This window comes from Rubrobacter tropicus (genome assembly GCF_011492945.1).
GTDB classification, from domain to species: Bacteria; Actinomycetota; Rubrobacteria; order Rubrobacterales; family Rubrobacteraceae; genus Rubrobacter_D; species Rubrobacter_D tropicus.
On sequence record NZ_CP045119.1, the window covers coordinates 4,077,046 to 4,094,172 of the forward strand.

Genomic DNA, 17,127 nt, shown 5'->3' on the forward strand with positions numbered 1-17,127 from the left:
TCCATTCTAACGGTAAAAGTGGGCCTGCTGTTATACTCCCGAAGGGTGTTTGGCGGGCGTAAAGCGTCGTTCTTCGTGGCCTCCCTGGTGGCGCTCTGCTTCTTTTGCCTGCCGATCTGGCCCGAGAGAGAGACGTCGTCGGTCGAGCTCCGCACTCAGCAGGTAAGGAACACCGGCAACCTCCTCGGCGAAGGAGCCCGCGGGCCCGAGACTCCGCCCCCGGACGCGCCCGCCTCCCCCGATCCGTCAAGCGCGAAGAACATGACGCTCACGGTCCCGAAGCTCGGCCTCAAGGACGTCGCGGTGCCCACGGGCTCCCGGCAGGCGGAGCTAGACCGGGCCGGGGTGCTGCGCATGAAGGAGAGCGGCCTGCCGTGGGAGGAGGGGTCGAACACCTTCATAGCGGGGCACGCGCTCGGCTATTCGTGGACCCGCGTTCCCCGCGCCTTCTACGACCTCGAAAAGCTCATGCCGGGGGATGAGATCTTCCTGAAAGACGCGGACCGCGAAACTTACACCTTCAGGGTCTACGACCGGATGACCGTCGAACCCGACGACACCTGGGTCACCTACCCCGTCGAAGGCAAGACTACGGTCTCCCTCCAGACCTGCGTCCCGATACCAACCTTCGAGAACCGGCTGATAGTGCGCGGCGAACTCGTTTCCTAGCTCGCTGCCTTCGGCAGCTTGTCAGCACGCTGCGCCCTTCGGGCTCCGCTTTCAGCACGCTTCGGGCCTACTCCGCAGTCCTCGCTCTCAGCGCGCTTCGGCCCGCTTCGCGGGCCTCGCTTTCAGCCGGTGTTGTTTTCTGGCGACGATTTCCCACAGTGTTTTTTCGCCGCCGTAGGGGTTCGTGGTCCGTTCGGCGATGCCTACCGGGTGCCAGCCGCGGGCGAAGAGCGCGTCTACGCTCTGGCGGTCGAAGAGGCGTTTGGGGTGGCCGTCTACGAGGTAGAAGTTTGGCTCTATCTCCTCTTTTTGCGCGGCGGTGTAGTGGGCGTCGCTCGTGGAGTTGAGGCGGGCCAGGAGGTGCCGGTCAGGCGTGAGGCAGCGTCGTGCGTCTTCCAGGATCTCCTCGGTTTTTTGCCAGGGGAAGTAGTGCAGGGAGAGGCTGGCGACTATCGCGCCGAAGGACGAATCGGCGAAAGGCAGGCCGCGGGTGAGGTCCACGTTCTTCGTCTCGGCCTTCGGTGCCAGCCGGCTCGTTCTCTCCAACGCCTTCTCGGAGAAGTCGGCGGCGACTACCCTGAAACCCCAGCGCGTGAGGGTTCTGGCATCGTATCCGGCGCCGCAGCCGAGGTCGAGGATGGGCGCTTCGCGGTCTGCTTCCAGGAGGCCTCTCCAGCGTTCCAGCCAGGCGTCTTCATCGCCCGGTTCATCGCCCGGCCGGGAGAAGATCCCGTCCCACTTCTCCCTGAAGCTCACCGGCGCACCTCTGTTCGGGGCCGCTATGAGGTCCGGGGTGCGTGGCCGGTTAGCGCCCCCACGCACGAGAGTGCGGCGCGCATGACCCTCCCGCTCGTGTCGAAGGTCGGGTCGTAGGAAGCAATGCCGCAGGCCGCCACGTCGAAGCGCCCGCGGACGAGGCCAAGGGCTGCCTCCAAATCTTCGGCGCTCAGGCCTCCTTCGGAGGCGAACCCGTTCGCCCGGCCGACCTTTTTCGCGTCGAGAACGTCAAGATCGAGATGCACGTAGATCCTGCCGACCCTGGCCCTCAAGGCGTCAAGGGTTTCCGCGAGCACCCGCGATCCCCCGCGCTCGATCGACCCGGCGTCGACGACGGCCACCCTGGATGCGGCGAGCCGTTCCTTTTCGGCGGCCCCTACGTCCCTGATCCCGGCCAGCACCACGTTCTCTTCGGGCACGGGACAGAAGCCGGGCACGCCCCCGGCCATCGCCCTCCAGCAGTGCCCCACCGCGATGGCGAGACCCATCCCGTCCAGGAAGCCGGTGGTGGTCGTCTCCGGGGTGTTGAAATCCGCGTGGGCGTCGAACCACAAGATCCCCAACCCCGCCGGGCCGGCGCCCGCGAGCGTCCCCACGGAGGCGTTGCAGTTGCCGGAGAGAACCAGCGGCAACTCACCCCCGGAGAGGGCCCCGCGCACCTGCTCCGAGACCAGGCCATCCAGTTCGAAGGCGGTCGCCACCTCGGCCAGCGGCCCGCTTTCGGGACGTACGGTCGTCGAGCTCGGGCTTCGCCCCTCGGTCCTGAGCGCTTCGCCCAGCCCGTTCTCGAGGAGGTGCTCGGGGCCCGCGCCCATTCTCAGACCACGGTGACCTGAGTCGTAGGGCACGGCGATGAGGCGTACTTCCTGGCGGCCTTCCATGGCCGCATTCTACGGTGTTTTGTGGAGCGCGGCCCCGGACGTCGCGGGGTTACTGGCGGAACCTCTGCCGCCGCTGCCAGTCGGCCTTCGTCAGCGCGTACTCGACTTCCCCATGCTCGGATCCCTCGATGCGCCCGGGCCATTCCTGATGGAACGTTCGCGCGTGCGTCAATCCAGATTTTTCCATCACGCGGCGGGAGGCGACGTTGGCGGCCATCGTCTCGGCCACGACGCGACCGACTCCGAGGTCTGTGAAGCCCTTGCGGATCAGGGCGCGCGACCCTTCCGTGGCGTAGCCCTTGCCCCAGGCGGACCTGCGCAGCCGGTAGCCGAGCTCGACCTCGTCGGGGTCCCCGGAAGGCCGGAAGTGAAACCATCCCAGGAACTCCCCGGTCGACCTCTCGATGGCGGCCCAGAAGCCGAACCCCGCGAAACGCTCGTAGTAGCCAAGAAACGCGGGCAGAACCTCGTTCTCGATCTCGTCGCGCGGCGTCGGTTTGCCCCCGGTAAGGAAGCGCATGACCTCGGGGTCCGCGTCGAGGTCGCATAGGGCATCCGCATCGGCTTCGGTGAACCGGCGCAACAACAATCGTTCGGTCTCCAGAAACACCTGGATGATCCGGTCCTCCAGCGGCGGGGCCGCTCGGTCGAGCAACGCACCGGCTTCGAGCGGCCTCTGGTTCGCAACCCCGCGTAGCTGACAGGCTGAAGTGCTGACTAGCTGACCAGCTAGCTACCTCCGCGCGTGACGTTCGATGGCGTCGTGGGCCGCGTTGATCTCGGACGTCACCTTTTCGGCGCGGGCGCGTTTGTCCGGGTCGGGGAACCTGTCTGGGTGGAACTTCTTGACGAGGTCCCGGCGCTTGCGGTCCACCTCTTCCATCGGCACGCCGGGAACGAGGCCGAGCCTGTCGTAGGCGGAGAGCACGTTGGGCGGGTACTTGAGCGGGGCGAAGGTCGGGGACGAGGCCCACCCGGAGGCGCGGTTACCGAAGCTCTGCCGGCTACTTCTGGTTCCGGCGGAGGTTCCACCAGAAGACCCGCCCCCCTCGGCGCGGCGGCGCTCTTCGGCGCGGCGCAGTTCCTCCTGGGCCCCCCTGAGGGCCGCCTCGAAGGCCCCCCTCAAAGTCTCGCCGCGTTCCCGGCCGGTGCGGAGACGTTCGCGGACGCGTTCGTCCTCCTGGAGGGTGGAGAGAAAGCCGCTGGCGAGGCGGCCGAGGCGCCGGGGAATGCTCACTGCCCGCGTTCGTCCCTGTTGTTCCAGTAGTCCTCGGAGTCGGAGAGCGGGCCCGGCTTTCTCAATACCTGCGTGTCGTCCTCGCCCACACCCTCTATCACTTGGGTCTCGTCGCCGGCGGTGGTGTCCTCGGCGGGTTCATCAGGCTCATCTTCCGACTCGCTCTGGGGGAGGCCGAAGAAGCCGCGGACCATGTCGATGTCTTCAAGGCCCGCCTCGGCGGCGTCTATCTTGCGCTCCTGCTCGGCGACGCCGAAGTTGCGGGCCTCGCGGGCCTTGCGGATCTGGTCTTCGAGGTTCCGGATCACGTCTTCCGTGTCGTCCTTGAGCTTGCGGATGCGCTCCTCGCTGAGGTCTATCTCGGACTCGAGCCTGGATTCCCTGGCCCTCGTCGAGGAGTCGAGCTCGTTTATGTCTATGCCCGCGGCCTCAAGCGTCTGGCGCACGATGCGGACGGCGGCCGGGCGCGGCACCTCGGGCGGGAGGTTCTTTATGACCTCGGCGGCCCGCTCGACGGTGAAAGCCCGCGAGTGGGGGCCGGATTCCGACTCGTTGGCCCGTTCTGATCCGATCTCCTGCCTGGAGTAGATAGAGGTCCCTTCGCCGTCCCCCTCGTTCTCCTTGAACATCCTGGAGAAAAAGCTCTGCCGGTTGGTCCGTTCTTCGCTCATCTCGCCGCCATCCTCTCCGTAGCGGGCAGTGACTCCACGCTTCTCGTAACCTCGTCCAAACCGCGCCGGAAGTACGCGACCCGCTCCTTGAGCTGCTGCAAACGCGGATCGAGCGGGCCGGACGAGAGCCGGTTGTCCACCGCGAGCAACTCGCCGCGCAGGTTGCCGAGCAGACTTTCGGCGCTCTCTAGCTGGGCGTTTATCATGCTGATGCCGTCGAGGATGTCCCCGTAGCCGGCGAGCTCTTCTTTACGCCCTTCGAGCGCCGCCTCGAACGAGGTCCGGAGGGGCGAATCCTCCTCCAGACGGGCCAGGTCTTTCTCGAGGCCTTTTATGCGGCCGGAGATCTCACGCCGGTCCAGATCCTCCAGGTGCCGCCGCAAGAGCGCCCGCCGCCGCGCGAGCCGGGCCGCGTCACCCACTTCGCCCACGATGGTGAAGATGTCCTCGTCGAGCAGGGGCCTGTACTGCTCGGGGAGGAGCTCCCAGCTCTCGATGACCCCGGCCTGAAGCTCCGCGAGGCGCCTGGTCTGGGGCGCCGCGATGCGGTCCTCCCTGGCTATGCGCCCGAGCTCTTTCACGTTCTCCCGCGCCCGGCGCGAGAGCTCCCGGCGCGCGTTTCCGCGCCGGTCGAGCAGCCGCTTGCCCGTGAACGCGGCGCCTGCCCCGAAAAGGCCCGCCAGCCAGTAGACCGGCTCCGAACCCGTTGCAGTCAACACGGCGAGGCCGGAGAAGGTTCCGAAGGGGACGAGCCTGGTCAGGTGCCTGGAGACGCCGTTAGACACGGGGCTCTTCCTCCGGACGCGGCCCCTCGGGCGCCTCTTCGGTGGGGGCAGCCTCTATGGGCTCCGGTTCGCGGAGGCCCATCTCTATCTCCATCATCTCCAGCTCGCGTTCGGCGTCGAGGCGTTTGATGTCGACCTCGGCGGCGGCGATCTGGCGCTCCGTCTCGCTCGTGCCGAGCTCGCCCACGGCCTCGGCCTCGTAGGAGGCCTGGCGGATGGACTGTCGGGCCTTTTCGAGGTCGCGGGAGGAATCGGAGAGGGAGATCTGGGCCCGCGCGTCGTTGGCGGTGCGGAGAGCCCGGGCGCGCTGGTGCTCCTCCATGAGGGCGGCACGCTCGCGCACAACGTCGTTGTAGCGGCGCTCCTGGTCGCGGAAGGCCCGCTCCATCTCCTGGGAGTTCTTGCGGGCCTCCTCGAGCCTGCCCTCTATCTCGACGAGCTGGGTCTGGGCCTCCTGCTTCTGCTGGACCACCTCGACGGCGGCGGCCCGCTGGCCCCGGCTCGCGAGCTCGCGCGCCTGGCGCTCCTTGACCGTAAGGGTCTTCTGCTTGCTAGCCGCGTCGTTGGCGAGCATCTTCTCGTAGGCCATCGTGCGGGCCGCCGCGACCTGGAGCTTCTTCAGGTTCTCAAGCTCGTCCTGTACGGCGTTCTCGAGCAGTATCTCGGGATTGCGCTGCTCGACCCCGGAAAGAAACTTCCCGAAAAAGCCGCGGATCGCTCTAGTAAATCTTCCCATCTGGGACGCCCACCCCCGGCTGTCGTAGAGCCTGCAAAGTCATCTGCGAATTATATCATCGGTACGAACAGCCCCCGAAAGAGTTTCGGGGGCTGTAGCACGCTTGCTCCCTTCGGTCGCGCTTGTCAGCACGCTCCGCCCTAAGGGCTCCGCTCTCAGCACGCTTCGGGCCTTGGCAGGCCCTCGCTCTCAGCCTGTCAGCTTTTGGCCGCCCAAAGCCCCACTGGGCAGCGCTATGCGCGGCGGTTCAAGTGTCGCGAAACGTAACGCCCTCAGACAGCTTGCTGAAAGCCGTCGTCAGGCGGCGTGCTGAAAGCGAGGGCCGCGGAGGCGAAGCCGGAGCGGGTCGAAGCGTGCTGACAAGGCGCGGAGCGCCGGGCTGAGAGCGGAGCCCGAAGGGCGTAGCGTGCTCTTATCGGGCCGCTCTGTAGCCTTGGGGTGAGTTCCGGCCGGCCAACACTATGGCGCTCGGGCCTTCGACCTCGAAGGAGGCTTCGAGGGCTTTTCCGGCGGCCATCAGAAGGTCCTGGGCGGAGCGGGCGTCGCGGGGGTAGATGGCCGCGCCCGCCCGGGTCTCCCCGGCGCCCAGGGAGCTTGCCGCCGCCAGGGTCCGGCGGGCCGCGCTTTCGGCGCCCCCGTCGTCCACGCCGCCCACGACCATCCCGAAGAGGTTGCCCTCGTCGAGCGGGACGGGCTCGCCGACGCGCGCCTCGACCCGGTCGAGCAGCAGGTCGAGGTCCCTGACGTCGCCTGGGTCTATCAGGATCACGGCCACGGGCGCCCCGCCGTGGGCCGAGATCTCCTCGTCGACCTGCTGGACCAGGACGGAGCCCCCGTCTTCGGGGAGTCCCTGGTCCCCCGCCCCCGACCCGGCGACGCCCCGCGAAGCGTAGGCCAGAAACAGCCCCGTGAGCGCCAGCGAGCCGAGCCTATAGAAGACGGTAGCCGCCACCTCCTCGCCCGTCCCCGACTCCAGAAGCCCGGGCAGGACCGCAAGCCCGTAGCAGAACAAGGTGGCGGCGAGTACCGCCAGCACGATCCTCCAGGACCCGTGCAGCGCGGAGGCGAACATCAGCGGAAAGAGCATCACGTAGAGGTCGCTGGATACCCCGCCCGTGAAGAAGACCATCATGGCGACGACGGCCGCGTAGAGCGCGTACGCACCGCCGCAGAACCCGCCGGTGAACTGCTTCGCCGGCAAGAGCGGCACTACCACGGCAGCGACGACCACGCCTACCGAGGCGACGAGGTAGAGCGGGACGAAGGAGACCGGGGGATCGTAGGAGGAGGTGTGGACCAGCAGCAGCGAGGCCGCCACGAGCACCACGAACAACAGCGAGAAAGCCTTCAGGCCCCGCGCGTCTCTCCGATAACCGGTTCCGTCTCCCACGCCGGAGATCATACGCGGATAAGACCAACCCCGCCACCAAAGGAGCGCGGATCATGCCTCCCTGGTGGGTCTTCCTTTCTGGGCGTGATGCTGCTAAGAATGGTCGCCAATGCCCGTTCGAGATTACGACGTCGTCTTTGTCGGTGGTGGCCTGGCCGCCGCGTTGCTCTTGAAAGAGCTACGAGGGGGGCTATCCGGGCGGGTGGCGGTAGTGGATCCCTCCCCCCTACCTACCGACCCAAGCGTCCACTGGAGCTACTGGAGCGACGGACCGACCCCGTACGACCGCTTCGCCATCAACTCGTGGCGGCGGGCCAGGGTCGGGGATATGCCGCCACAGTCCATCGCCCCGTACACGATGAGGCTCGTACGCTCAGGGGACGTCTTCGCCGACCTGGCAACACGGCTTGAGTCCGTGCCCGTGGACTGGCTCCGCACCTCGGCCCGTTCGATCGGGGCCCGCGATGACGATACGTATGAGGTCTCGACCGACGCCGGCACCCTGCGCGCCCGCTGGGTCTTCGACAGCGCCTGCGGGGTCGAGCCGGTTTTTCCGGCGCCGCACGGGCCCCGGGCGGTCCTGAGCGGAACGGGTATGCGTGTTGCTTCGGACCGCCCGGCGTTCGATGCCGAGACGGTCACGCTGTTCGACCCGCTGGACGACCGGTCCTTCGCGTACCTGCTGCCGCTTGGCCCCGGTGAGGCCCTGCTCGAGTCCGCCACCTTCGGACCGGTCGCGGAAAAGACGGACGCGGCACCGCTGCTACGGTATCTCAAAACCCGTTATCCAGGGGCTAGCTTCGTCGCGACCCACGAGGAGAGCGGGACCATACCCCTTGGTTTCCCGCCCCCGCGGACCGTGGGTCCCCGGCACGTCCTTCTGGGTACGAAGCGTGGCCTGGTCAAACCAAGCGCCGGCTACGGCGTGGTCCGCATCGCCAGAGAGAGCGAGGAGTTGGCCCGTCTGTGGCGTAAAGGTCTCCCGCTGCCGCCGAGCCGGCAGGGTTCCAGGCGGTGGAGGTTTCTGGACACCGGGTTCCTCCAGCTCGTCCAGAAGGATCCCCGCCTGCCGCTGGAGTTGCTCGGCAACGTAATGCGGGACGTTTCGCTTGCCGGATCTCTGGGTTTCATAGACGAGAGGCTCCCGGCGCGGCAACTGGCTTCGATCTTCTTCTCCGCCCTTCCCGTCGTGCTACGACGCGCGACTAGAAAGTAGTGGCGAAAAAAGGATCGAGGCTTTCACCCTGCTTTCATACCCCTCATGTACCGGACGAGCATCCACGAACTCGCCACGGCGAGCAGCCCGAAGATGGCCGCCGGTGCCACGGAGGCGGCCTGCCCGTAGAGGGCCATCGCGAACACCATGACCACGATGGCCAGGGCGAGCAGCGGTAGGAAAGTAAGGAGTGCGCCCGCCAGCGCGTAAGCCACGGCCCGCTTTCGCCGCAGCCAGACGCCCGTTATGGCGAGGGAGGGGAGGATCCAGGCCATGTCCAGCACGTGGACGCCGTTGGTAGGAGTGCCGTTGTCCGCGATGCTCTGGGGGACGTTGCCGGAGAAGAGGGCGGGTATCACTTCACCCAGCCACACGAAGTAGAAGAGGACGGAGACCGCCAGGAGGAACGTGCCGGCCGCCTTCGCGGGCCTTTCTCGCGCGTAGCGCGCTTTAATCCCCTCGAAGTCGGTCGTTGCGAGACCCCCGATCAGGGCGTACAGCGAGAACCCGAGGAGCGCCACGTAGACCAGGAAAAGGGGGTTGAACCGTATGTGGAACGCGTAGATCACGTACGTGTAGACCAGGTAGACGAGGACGCCCAGCCAGACCAGCCTGGCCCGGTCCGAACCGCGGTATGCCAGTGCCGCCCCCACCACCAGGGCGGGGAGCGCTACCAACAACGTAACGAGGTCCTGGCCTACGGCCTGGGCGATCAGGTAAGGCGAATCGCCTCGAAAAACGTCGAAGAGCAATTCGCCCCCGGCCGCTGCCACCACGAGGACGGTGATGGGTACGGTCAGCCACAACCACGCCCTGGAGTGGGAGGCGCTTCCGCCCCTCCCGCCTCCCCGGGGCCCGGATTCAAGCACGGCCATTAGTAGCCTCCCTCGTAGTCTCGCGGGGCGTCGGTGTTCGAGTTGCCCGAGTTTTTCGGAGATCTTCGTCATCCGCGACGAACTTCCTTCCGGTAGGTGACGAAGCCGAGCGCGTGGATCAGGCCATGCAGGAAAAGCAGTGCTTCGAAAGTGATCCGCAAGAGCATTCGATTCTCCTTTCACCGGGCTGTCAGCCTGAAATTGACCCTAGAACAAGGAAGGTTTTGTGCCTAGGCGCGAATAAACCATCTTCATGAGCAGTATTGTCCATAGAGTTCTACAGGCCCCCACCCCTGGCCTGGACGCCGATACCCAAAACTCCCGCACGAAGCGACGGCCTCCGGTCGCTCATGGGACGTGTGGGGTCACGCCGAGTAGCCTGCTGACCCTGGGGTGCTCAATCGTGACCAGATAAACGACACTTTTTGCCCATGGCACGATGGCCTCCCTGGTCCAGACTTGGGGTAGGGGTAAAGGTCGGTGTCAAAGGTAGGTGCCAAGGAGGTGCTGCGATGGCGTTGTCTAGATCGCGAGCTTTCTGGGGTGCCGGGTTGTCCGTCGCGGGAGGCCTGCCCCTGCTCCGGTCCCCCGGCGCCCCGACGAGAGCGGAGATCTCTGGCCGGCCTTCCTCGGGGCAGCCGGCATCAGGTTCCCCGACCGACGCCGAGGGGCGCGGGACGTGACGTACACACTCCGGTTGGACAGGATACACAAGGAAGACATCGCGCTCGCCGGCGGCAAGGGCGCCAACCTGGGCGAGCTCGGCCGCGCCGGACTTCCCGTGCCGCCCGGCTTCGTTATCACCACCCGGGCCTACGACGCCTTCGCCGATGCGGGAGGGCTGGGTGACGAAACCCTGGTCCTCGCGTCGCGGGCGGATAGTCCGGCGGCGTTCGAGACGGCGGCGGAGAGGATCCACGCGCTTTTTGACCGGGCCGGGATTCCGGAGGGCGTGGAGGCCGAGATCCGTGACGCATACGAGAGGCTGGGCGAAGACGGTCAGGCACCCGTCGCCGTCCGTTCTTCGGCGACCGCCGAGGACCTGCCCGGGGCGAGCTTCGCCGGCCAGCAGGAGACCTACCTGAACGTCCGCGGCCCGAAACCGTTAATGGACGCGGTCAGGGGTTGCTGGGCCAGCCTCTGGACGGCGCGGGCGATGGCCTACAGGCAGAAACAGAGAATAGACCCCTCCTCCGTCAGCCTGGCGGTGGTGGTGCAACGGATGGTCGATGCCGACGCCGCCGGGATACTGTTCACCGCCGATCCCGTAACCGGCAGGCGCGACCGGATCGTTATCAGCGCGACCTGGGGGCTCGGCGAGGCCGTGGTCGGGGGCAAGGTCACCCCGGACACGCTCGTCGTCGACGGTTCAAGCGGGCGCGTCGTCTCCCGCGAGACGGCGGACAAACAGGTTATGACCGTCTACACGGATGACGGAACAGCGGAGAAGCCCGTGCCGGATGCCCGGCGCCTGGAGCCGGTGATCGGAGATGGGGAGGCGGCGGAGCTTGCGCGCTACGGGACGCGGATCGAGAATCTGTACGGGACCCCGCAAGATATCGAGTGGGCACTCTCGGGCGGGAGGTTCTTTGTGCTACAGGCGCGCCCCATCACCGCCCTGCCAGCGGAGAGAATGGAGCCGCCGAGCGACTGGACCGTCCCAGATCCGAAAGGCTTCTACTCACGCAACAGCATCGTCGAGCTCTTGCCCGACCCGCTCTCGCCGCTGTTCGCCTCCCTCGCGGCCGACCCGGTTGCGCAAACACTCCAGCGAGTCTTCGACGAGCTACTAGGAGAGAATGTCTTCGCAGAGAAGGGTATCGAGTTCGTCACGATCAACGGCTACGCCTACTATTACATGCGGATCACACCCCGGGTGGCGTGGCGGATGACGCGCGTGATCCCGGGGGCGATGCGAGAGATGGTCTTTCGCCAGTCCGGCGAGAGGCTCTGGCGCAAGGAGTACCGTCCGCGCTACGCAGGGGCGGTCGAAGAGCGGGCGGCGAAGTCGCCTGAGGAATTACCGGCGACAAGGCTTCTCTCTGGGGTGGAAGAGTTACTCTACAGCGGGGCCGAGTACTACACGTCCGTGCAGATGGTCCTCCCGGCGGCTTACGTGGGCGAGGCACTCTTCGCCTGGTTCTACGACCGGCTGATCAAACGCGGCGGGGATCCCCCCTCGCAGGCCTTCCTGCTCGGCTTCGACAGCGCGCCGATCCGGGCCGACAAGTCCCTCTACGACCTCGCCGAATGGTGCCGCAACCGTCCCGCCCTCGCCGCCGCGCTGATGGATACGCCATCTGAGAGCGCGCCCGGCCTGACGGAGATGGTCCTTCCGCCTTCCGGGGTGGACGATGCCGCGTGGCGCGAATGGCGCTCGCGCTTCGGACGGCACCTCGACCGTTACGGGCGCATGGTCTACGACCTCGACTTCGCCAAGCCGGTCCCGGCCGACGATCCCGGGCCCACCTTCGATACGCTCAAGTACTACCTGCGGGGTGAGGGAAGGAACCCCCACGAACGCCAGCGCGACGCCGTTCGCCAGAGAGAACGCCACACCGGGGAGGCGATCTCCCGCCTGGGGGGCGTCCGCCTGCGGGTTTTCCGCGGGCTCCTCTCCTGGACGCAGAAGTACGCCCCGCTGCGCGAAGACGCCCTGGCGGACGTCGGGCTGGCCTGGCCCCTGATGCGCGAGATGCTCCTCGAACTCGGCCGCCGGCTGGTCGCGGCCAGCGCCATCGAGAAGCCGGATGACGTTTTCTGGCTGGACGGAGACGAGTTGAGAGGCCTGGCCGTGGCCCTGGACGAGGGCCAAAGAAGGCTCGAAGACCGATCCGAAGTCGTTCGCGGACGGAGGGCGCGGTGGCGGGCGCAGAAGCTCGTCACGCCCCCGAACTTGCTCCCCGAAGGGAGGCGGTTCATGGGCCTCGATATGGAGCGCTGGATGCCCGCCCGCTCGGGGGAACAGGACGGGAATGTTATCGAGGGCGTGGGCGCGAGCCCGGGAACGGTCACGGCCCGCGCCCGTCTCCTCGAAGGCCCGGACGACTTCGGAGAGATAGAGCCGGGCGAGGTGCTGGTTGCTGGTATTACGACCCCGGCCTGGACGCCGCTCTTCGCCGTGGCCTCGGCCGTGGTCACAGACATCGGCGGCCCTTTGAGCCACGGCTCTATCGTGGCGCGCGAGTACGGCATCCCCGCCGTCCTCGGTACCGGGGCGGCGACGAAACGCATCTCAAGCGGCCAGAGCGTCAGGGTCGACGGCGACGCCGGCACGGTCACGCTCCTGGACGGGACGGACGAGGATGAAGCCGGACGGCCTTCGCCGGAGATCGCGGCCAGGACGCGTGGCGCCTTGACGCCCTGGAGGATCCCGCTCTCCATCCTCGCTATCGGGGTCGCGGCCATCGTGTGGTGGAGGGCCCGAAAACGGAGCTAGAGCGGTTTGTGGAAGGACCGAGCCAATCCAGGACTCAGGCTTTTAGGTTCTGAGGGGTGGGGGCTTGCCCCGGGTTTCGTGGCCCGCCCCTCGAAACCTCGATGCCTCGAAACCTCACCAACATCGAATCCAGTCCTTACGCAAACCGCCGTAGAGGCAGCACCGGGACGCCGCTTACGCACGGGGCTTCTTCGCCGTTTCGTTGGGAGCCCTCACGGCGTCGAGGCGGGTGCGGAATTCATCGTTGCCCATCACGGCCTTGCAGTGTTCAAACCGGTCGGTGGCGTAGGCCCAATAGTCGGTGGCCGGGCTGCCGTTCGCGTGCTGAACGAGGCCCCAGAGGCCCCAGAAGTAATCGCTGATCGCCTTGTGCAGAACCACGCGGTCGTAGAGTCCCGGCGGCACGGCGCCACCGCAGTAGGCTTCCATCATCACCCGGTCCTGTTCGGGGTCGAAGCCCGTCTCCACGGAGAGGTTGCCGAGGTCGCACATGGGGTCGTTCATCCCCGAGTACTCCCAGTCGATGAGGTAGACGCTTCCGCCGACCTCCACGAAGTTCTCGGGGCACGTGTCGTTGTGACACGGGGCGGCTGGTACGGAGGCAGCCTTGAGCACCTGACGTACCGCCTCCGCCCCGTGCTTTACCTCGTGGAAGACGTCCGGCAGCGGGGAATTCAGGCCGCGAAGGAGTTCGAAGTAGTAGTCGATCGGGGCGTAAGGGCCGAAGCGGGACTTGAAAGCCTTACCGATACCGTGGACCCGCCTTAGCGTCAGCGCGGCGCGGGCGATAGCCTCCGGGTCGTCGTGGAGCCCTATCCTGTCCATGTGCGGACCCTCGATAAACCGGGAGAGCATGGTGCCGTCGTCCGGGTCGAAGAAGAGAACCTCCGCGTTGAGCCCGGCCTCCGTCGCGATCCTGGCGTTGTGCTCCTCGGCGCCCCGGTCTATGTAGGATGATGTCCCCTTCCCGGCGACCCGCAGCACGTAAGCGCTGCCGTGCGCTGTCAGCTTGTAGCTCAGGTTCGTGAAGGAGTCGAGTGGCTCGACCTCGACGTCCTCCCACCGGGTGCCGGCGAACACAGGCACACACCCCAGCGCGGCCTGGATCTTCGCCAGCGTCTCCCCCGCCGGCGCCGCGGTCACCGGGCGCGCCTCCCTGAAAGCCCCCTCCCGACTCTCGACATCCATTTGTTTCCTCCGTGATAAGTCCCTGCCGACCGGAACTACGGCGGGCGACCAGTCGTCTCGGAGCTCCCGGCCCCTCGTGTCAGGCCGGACGCCCGGACGCCCCGCCGTCCAGGCGGAGAACCGGCCATTCCCGGGCCTCGGCGTGGGCGCCCAAGACGGGATCTGGGTTCACGGCGACAGGGTTGTCCACCAGTTCCAGCAACGGCAGGTCGTTGTGGGAATCAGTGTAAAAATGGCTGCCCGCGAGGTTTCGACCGGTCTTCCGCATCCACTCGACGAGCCGCTTCACCTTGCCCTCCCGAAAAGTGGGGGTTCCGAGGACACGTCCGGTATAGCGATGCTGGTGGTGCTCTAGTTCGACGGACAAGAGCGAGGGGATGCCGAAACGGTCGGCGATGGGTTCGCTTACGAAGCTGTTGCTCGCGGTGACGATCGCCAGGTCTCCCCCCGCGTCGCGGTGTCCCTCTACCAGATCCACAGCCGCGTCCGTGATCATTGGCTCGATGCGCGAGGACATGAACTCTTTACGCCACCGGCGGAGGGCCTCGGGCGGGTGCTTGATGAGGGGCTCTAGCTGAAACTTCAACGACTCGTGGATGTCCAGGGTCCCGGCCTCGTACTCGCCGTAGAGGCGTTCGTTCTCGGCGCGGGCGTCTTCCCCGTCGAGGACGCCCGCGTCGACGAGGAACTCGCACCAGGCGTGCTCGCTGTCGCCGGCCAGCAGGGTGTTGTCCAGATCGTAAAGAACGAGCGCCACAACCACGACACTATACCAACTCCGGGTCGGCACGAGCCTGGCCGGTCGGACGGAGCTCCTCTCGTAGAGCTCCTCGTAGTACGGCAGGCAACGCTCGTAGACGTCCTCCAGACCGGCCGGCACCTCCGTGTCGTCTTCGAGCGGCTGGTCCTTGATACCGGTGCTCTCCTGCGCCTCGCGGTGCCACTCGGACCACATCTCCCACCCAGGGACCGTGCCAGGCTCCCAGGAGAGAGCCTCCGGCATGAACGGCACGCCAAGCTTCTCGCAGTAGGCCCGTATCGTGCCCTCGGGGTTCGCCGTGAGGTCGGAGGCGTCCACGACGGCCGGATCTTCCCCGTTCTCCACGGCCAGGCCGAACAGCCTGTGTTGCTGTTCGTAGCCGGCCTCCTCGAAAGTGAAATCGGGCCAGAAGCCGTAGATCGAGGCGATAACCGGCGCGGGCTCCCGGATGATGAACGTGTTGGTGAACTCCGAGACGAACTTCCTGCTCATGAAGCCGGCCACGTGGGAGGCCATGTCCTTTAAAAACACGGGCTTACCCCGGCGCCCGAGCAGCCGCGCCAACACCTCGTTGGGCTCGTACTCCTCCTTGGGCTCCGTGCCGGCGAAGCGGTCGCTGCGGCGCGAGGGCGAGTAGTAGTAGGAGACGGAGAAAGGCTCGTGGAAGACCTCGAAATCCCCCCGCTCGACGAAGACCCGCTCCAGCGCGGTCGAGACGGACCGGGGCACGGCCCAGAGGGCGACCGGCTTGCATGTCATCAACGCGCCTCCCCGGATCTCTCCCGTGCCGGACAGACCAGAACCGGGCAGCGCGACGCCCTGACCACCTTCGTGGAGACGCTGCCCAACCTGGCGTAACCGCGTTTTATGGTCTCGGCGCCCCCGAACCCGCGGCTTCCGACCGCCACGAGGGCCGGTTCCGTCTCCCGGGCCACGCCCAGGATGAGCGCGGCGGCGTCGCCCACACCGACCTTGACCTCCGGCGCGCGTCCCAGGGGTCCCTTCAACGCCGCGGCCCTCTCCCGCAGGGTCTCTTCCGCCCTTCGCAGCGCATCCTCGACCACGCGGGCGTCCGGAGTCTCCTCTTCCGAGACCTCCGGGAGCGAGGGATAGGCGTGGACCAGGAAGCCCCGGGCGCCGAACAGACCGCCGATGCCCGCGGCGAGCTTTCCGGCCTCGGTGGACTCCCGGGAGGAGTCGTCACCCGTAACGACGCTGGCCGGCGGCCAGGGTTTCCCATCCCCGCGCAGGATGAGGACCGGACAGAAAGACTTGTAGACGAGGTCCTCCGAGACGCTGCCCATGACGAGGCGCTCCACCGGCCCCCGCCCCCGGCTGCCGACGAGGATCATGCCCGCCTCGAGGTCTTTGGCGAGGTCCAGTATCTCCTCCGACGGCCGCCCGAACCTGAGATGGGCCCGGGCGACGACACCTCCGGCATCCTCGATGCTCTTCGTCTGCCAACCCAACAACTCCTCGGCCTCCCGGGCGAACAGGAAGGAATAGTCCTTCGGTATGCTCTCCGGCCGGTCGTGGTCGGACAGGCTCCTGCCGACGTGTACGACGTGCAACCCGGCCCCGCTTCTGGTCGATAGGTCGACGGCGGCCGTGGTCGCGAGTTCGGCATCCGGCGAGCCGTCGGTGGCCAGGAGGATCTTGCCCGGTAGCACGCTCATCCGTCCCCCTTCCGGCTAGGGTTTGTCGGAGCCCCGCGCCCGACGACTTGCCCCCGGGCGCGAACCGCCTTCCGATGCTTTACGAAAGGTTAGTCGACGGTCGCGCGCCCCGACTGGTCAGGTTGGCCCAAGACGCTGGTCACTATTGTCCAAAAACGACCTCGCGGGCGACGAGTTCCGGCACTAGTCAACCTTGACCAGCAAGAACGGCAAATCTTGTCATGCAACGGGGGCCGCGGAGCGTCAGAGTAGTAGCGGTACAGAGATGCGGAAAGGGGTAGTCGTGCAGGCCGACAGGCAGAACCACGGATCCACGGGCGGTGGAGGCCTACGGGCGATGAGCGCGCAGGACGAGAGGACCTGGTCGATGCTCGCCCACCTGAGCATGTTCGTAAACCTCGTCACGGGGTTCCTTGGCCCGGTGGCGGCCCTCGTCATCTGGCTCGTCTACAAGGACCGCTCGGAGAAGGTGGCGTTTCACGCGCTGCAGTCGATGTGGTACCAGATCGGGTGGCTCGTGATCCTGGCCGTCGGCTGGACCGTGACGGGCCTGCTGATGATCGTCATCGTCGGCTTCCTGCTCGTCCCGGTGATGGCCATAGTCTCCATCTTGCCGTTCGTACACGCCGGCTACGCGACCTACAAGGTGAACCAGGGCGAAGACTACCGCTATCCGTTCGCCGCGGATATCGCCGGGCCGCGCTAAGGGAGATAGGTAGCCGGTGCTGCGTCTCCCGAGCGGGGAGCGCGGTGAACGCGCCCTTCAGGAGCCGCGCCGATAACCGACCAGCCCTTGGACCTCACCGTAGTGACGGATCTCACCCGAG

General features: G+C 66.8%; 16 protein-coding genes. 4 read left to right on the forward strand and 12 right to left on the reverse strand.

Translation table 11 applies throughout. From position 1 onward, the window contains the following. The first annotated feature begins 18 nt into the window (after positions 1 to 18). On the forward strand, positions 19 to 669 hold the full coding sequence (locus GBA63_RS20350; RefSeq protein ID WP_166179124.1) for a class E sortase: 651 nt from the start codon (positions 19 to 21) through the stop codon (positions 667 to 669). 87 nt (positions 670 to 756) lie between these two features. Here GBA63_RS20350 and GBA63_RS20355 read toward each other — a convergent pair whose 3' ends face one another. The 8 genes from GBA63_RS20355 to GBA63_RS20390 form a co-directional block, all read right to left on the reverse strand. Continuing rightward, complete coding sequence (locus GBA63_RS20355) at positions 757 to 1,425, reverse strand: class I SAM-dependent methyltransferase (protein ID WP_166179127.1); 669 nt, start codon at positions 1,423 to 1,425, stop codon at positions 757 to 759. A gap of 23 nt (positions 1,426 to 1,448) precedes the next feature. Further along, complete coding sequence (locus tag GBA63_RS20360) at positions 1,449 to 2,327, reverse strand: arginase family protein (protein WP_166179129.1); 879 nt, start codon at positions 2,325 to 2,327, stop codon at positions 1,449 to 1,451. A gap of 49 nt (positions 2,328 to 2,376) precedes the next feature. Then, positions 2,377 to 2,943 carry a GNAT family N-acetyltransferase gene (locus GBA63_RS20365; protein WP_166180443.1) on the reverse strand — a complete coding sequence of 189 codons (567 nt, stop codon included), beginning with the start codon at positions 2,941 to 2,943 and terminating at the stop codon, positions 2,377 to 2,379. Positions 2,944 to 3,060: 117 nt separating this feature from the next. Next, positions 3,061 to 3,564 carry a J domain-containing protein gene (locus GBA63_RS20370; RefSeq protein ID WP_166179131.1) on the reverse strand — a complete coding sequence of 168 codons (504 nt, stop codon included), beginning with the start codon at positions 3,562 to 3,564 and terminating at the stop codon, positions 3,061 to 3,063. Next, on the reverse strand, positions 3,561 to 4,235 hold the full coding sequence (locus GBA63_RS20375; protein ID WP_166179133.1) for a hypothetical protein: 675 nt from the start codon (positions 4,233 to 4,235) through the stop codon (positions 3,561 to 3,563). Before GBA63_RS20375 ends, GBA63_RS20370 begins: the two co-directional genes overlap by 4 nt. After that, entirely contained in the window at positions 4,232 to 5,020 is a 789-nt protein-coding gene (locus tag GBA63_RS20380) for a hypothetical protein (RefSeq protein WP_166179135.1), read from the reverse strand. The genes GBA63_RS20375 and GBA63_RS20380 overlap by 4 nt, the downstream gene beginning before the upstream one ends. Next, complete coding sequence (locus GBA63_RS20385; protein ID WP_166179137.1) at positions 5,013 to 5,756, reverse strand: PspA/IM30 family protein; 744 nt, start codon at positions 5,754 to 5,756, stop codon at positions 5,013 to 5,015. Before GBA63_RS20385 ends, GBA63_RS20380 begins: the two co-directional genes overlap by 8 nt. Positions 5,757 to 6,168: 412 nt before the next feature. Next, positions 6,169 to 7,146 (reverse strand): hypothetical protein, encoded by a 978-nt coding sequence (locus GBA63_RS20390; RefSeq protein WP_166179139.1) that lies wholly within the window; start codon positions 7,144 to 7,146, stop codon positions 6,169 to 6,171. Positions 7,147 to 7,255: 109 nt separating this feature from the next. On the opposite strand from GBA63_RS20390, the gene GBA63_RS20395 reads away from it, so the two are divergent. Continuing rightward, positions 7,256 to 8,362, forward strand: a complete 1,107-nt coding sequence (locus GBA63_RS20395) for a lycopene cyclase family protein (protein ID WP_166179141.1) — start codon at positions 7,256 to 7,258, stop codon at positions 8,360 to 8,362. A 23-nt stretch (positions 8,363 to 8,385) separates the two neighbouring features. Here the strand turns inward: GBA63_RS20395 and GBA63_RS20400 are convergent, their stop codons facing one another. Beyond that, positions 8,386 to 9,237, reverse strand: coding sequence for a hypothetical protein (locus tag GBA63_RS20400; protein WP_166179143.1), 852 nt, complete (start codon positions 9,235 to 9,237; stop codon positions 8,386 to 8,388). Between the two features lie 679 nt (positions 9,238 to 9,916). On the opposite strand from GBA63_RS20400, the gene GBA63_RS20405 reads away from it, so the two are divergent. Next, positions 9,917 to 12,676, forward strand: coding sequence for a PEP/pyruvate-binding domain-containing protein (locus tag GBA63_RS20405; RefSeq protein ID WP_166179145.1), 2,760 nt, complete (start codon positions 9,917 to 9,919; stop codon positions 12,674 to 12,676). Between the two features lie 174 nt (positions 12,677 to 12,850). On the opposite strand, the gene GBA63_RS20410 is transcribed toward GBA63_RS20405, so the two are convergent. From GBA63_RS20410 to GBA63_RS20420, 3 genes are all read right to left on the reverse strand, one after another. Beyond that, positions 12,851 to 13,864: a choline kinase family protein gene (locus GBA63_RS20410; protein ID WP_166179147.1), complete on the reverse strand. Its 1,014-nt coding sequence runs from the start codon at positions 13,862 to 13,864 to the stop codon at positions 12,851 to 12,853. Between the two features lie 79 nt (positions 13,865 to 13,943). Then, on the reverse strand, positions 13,944 to 15,383 hold the full coding sequence (locus tag GBA63_RS23440) for an HAD-IB family hydrolase (protein ID WP_207956955.1): 1,440 nt from the start codon (positions 15,381 to 15,383) through the stop codon (positions 13,944 to 13,946). Beyond that, complete coding sequence (locus GBA63_RS20420) at positions 15,383 to 16,300, reverse strand: universal stress protein (protein ID WP_166179149.1); 918 nt, start codon at positions 16,298 to 16,300, stop codon at positions 15,383 to 15,385. Before GBA63_RS20420 ends, GBA63_RS23440 begins: the two co-directional genes overlap by 1 nt. A 265-nt stretch (positions 16,301 to 16,565) precedes the next feature. Between GBA63_RS20420 and GBA63_RS20425 the strand changes: the two genes are divergently transcribed. Next, a complete protein-coding gene (locus GBA63_RS20425; RefSeq protein WP_166179151.1) occupies positions 16,566 to 17,006 on the forward strand; it encodes a DUF4870 domain-containing protein in 441 nt (146 codons plus the stop codon). The last annotated feature ends 121 nt before the right edge of the window (positions 17,007 to 17,127 follow it).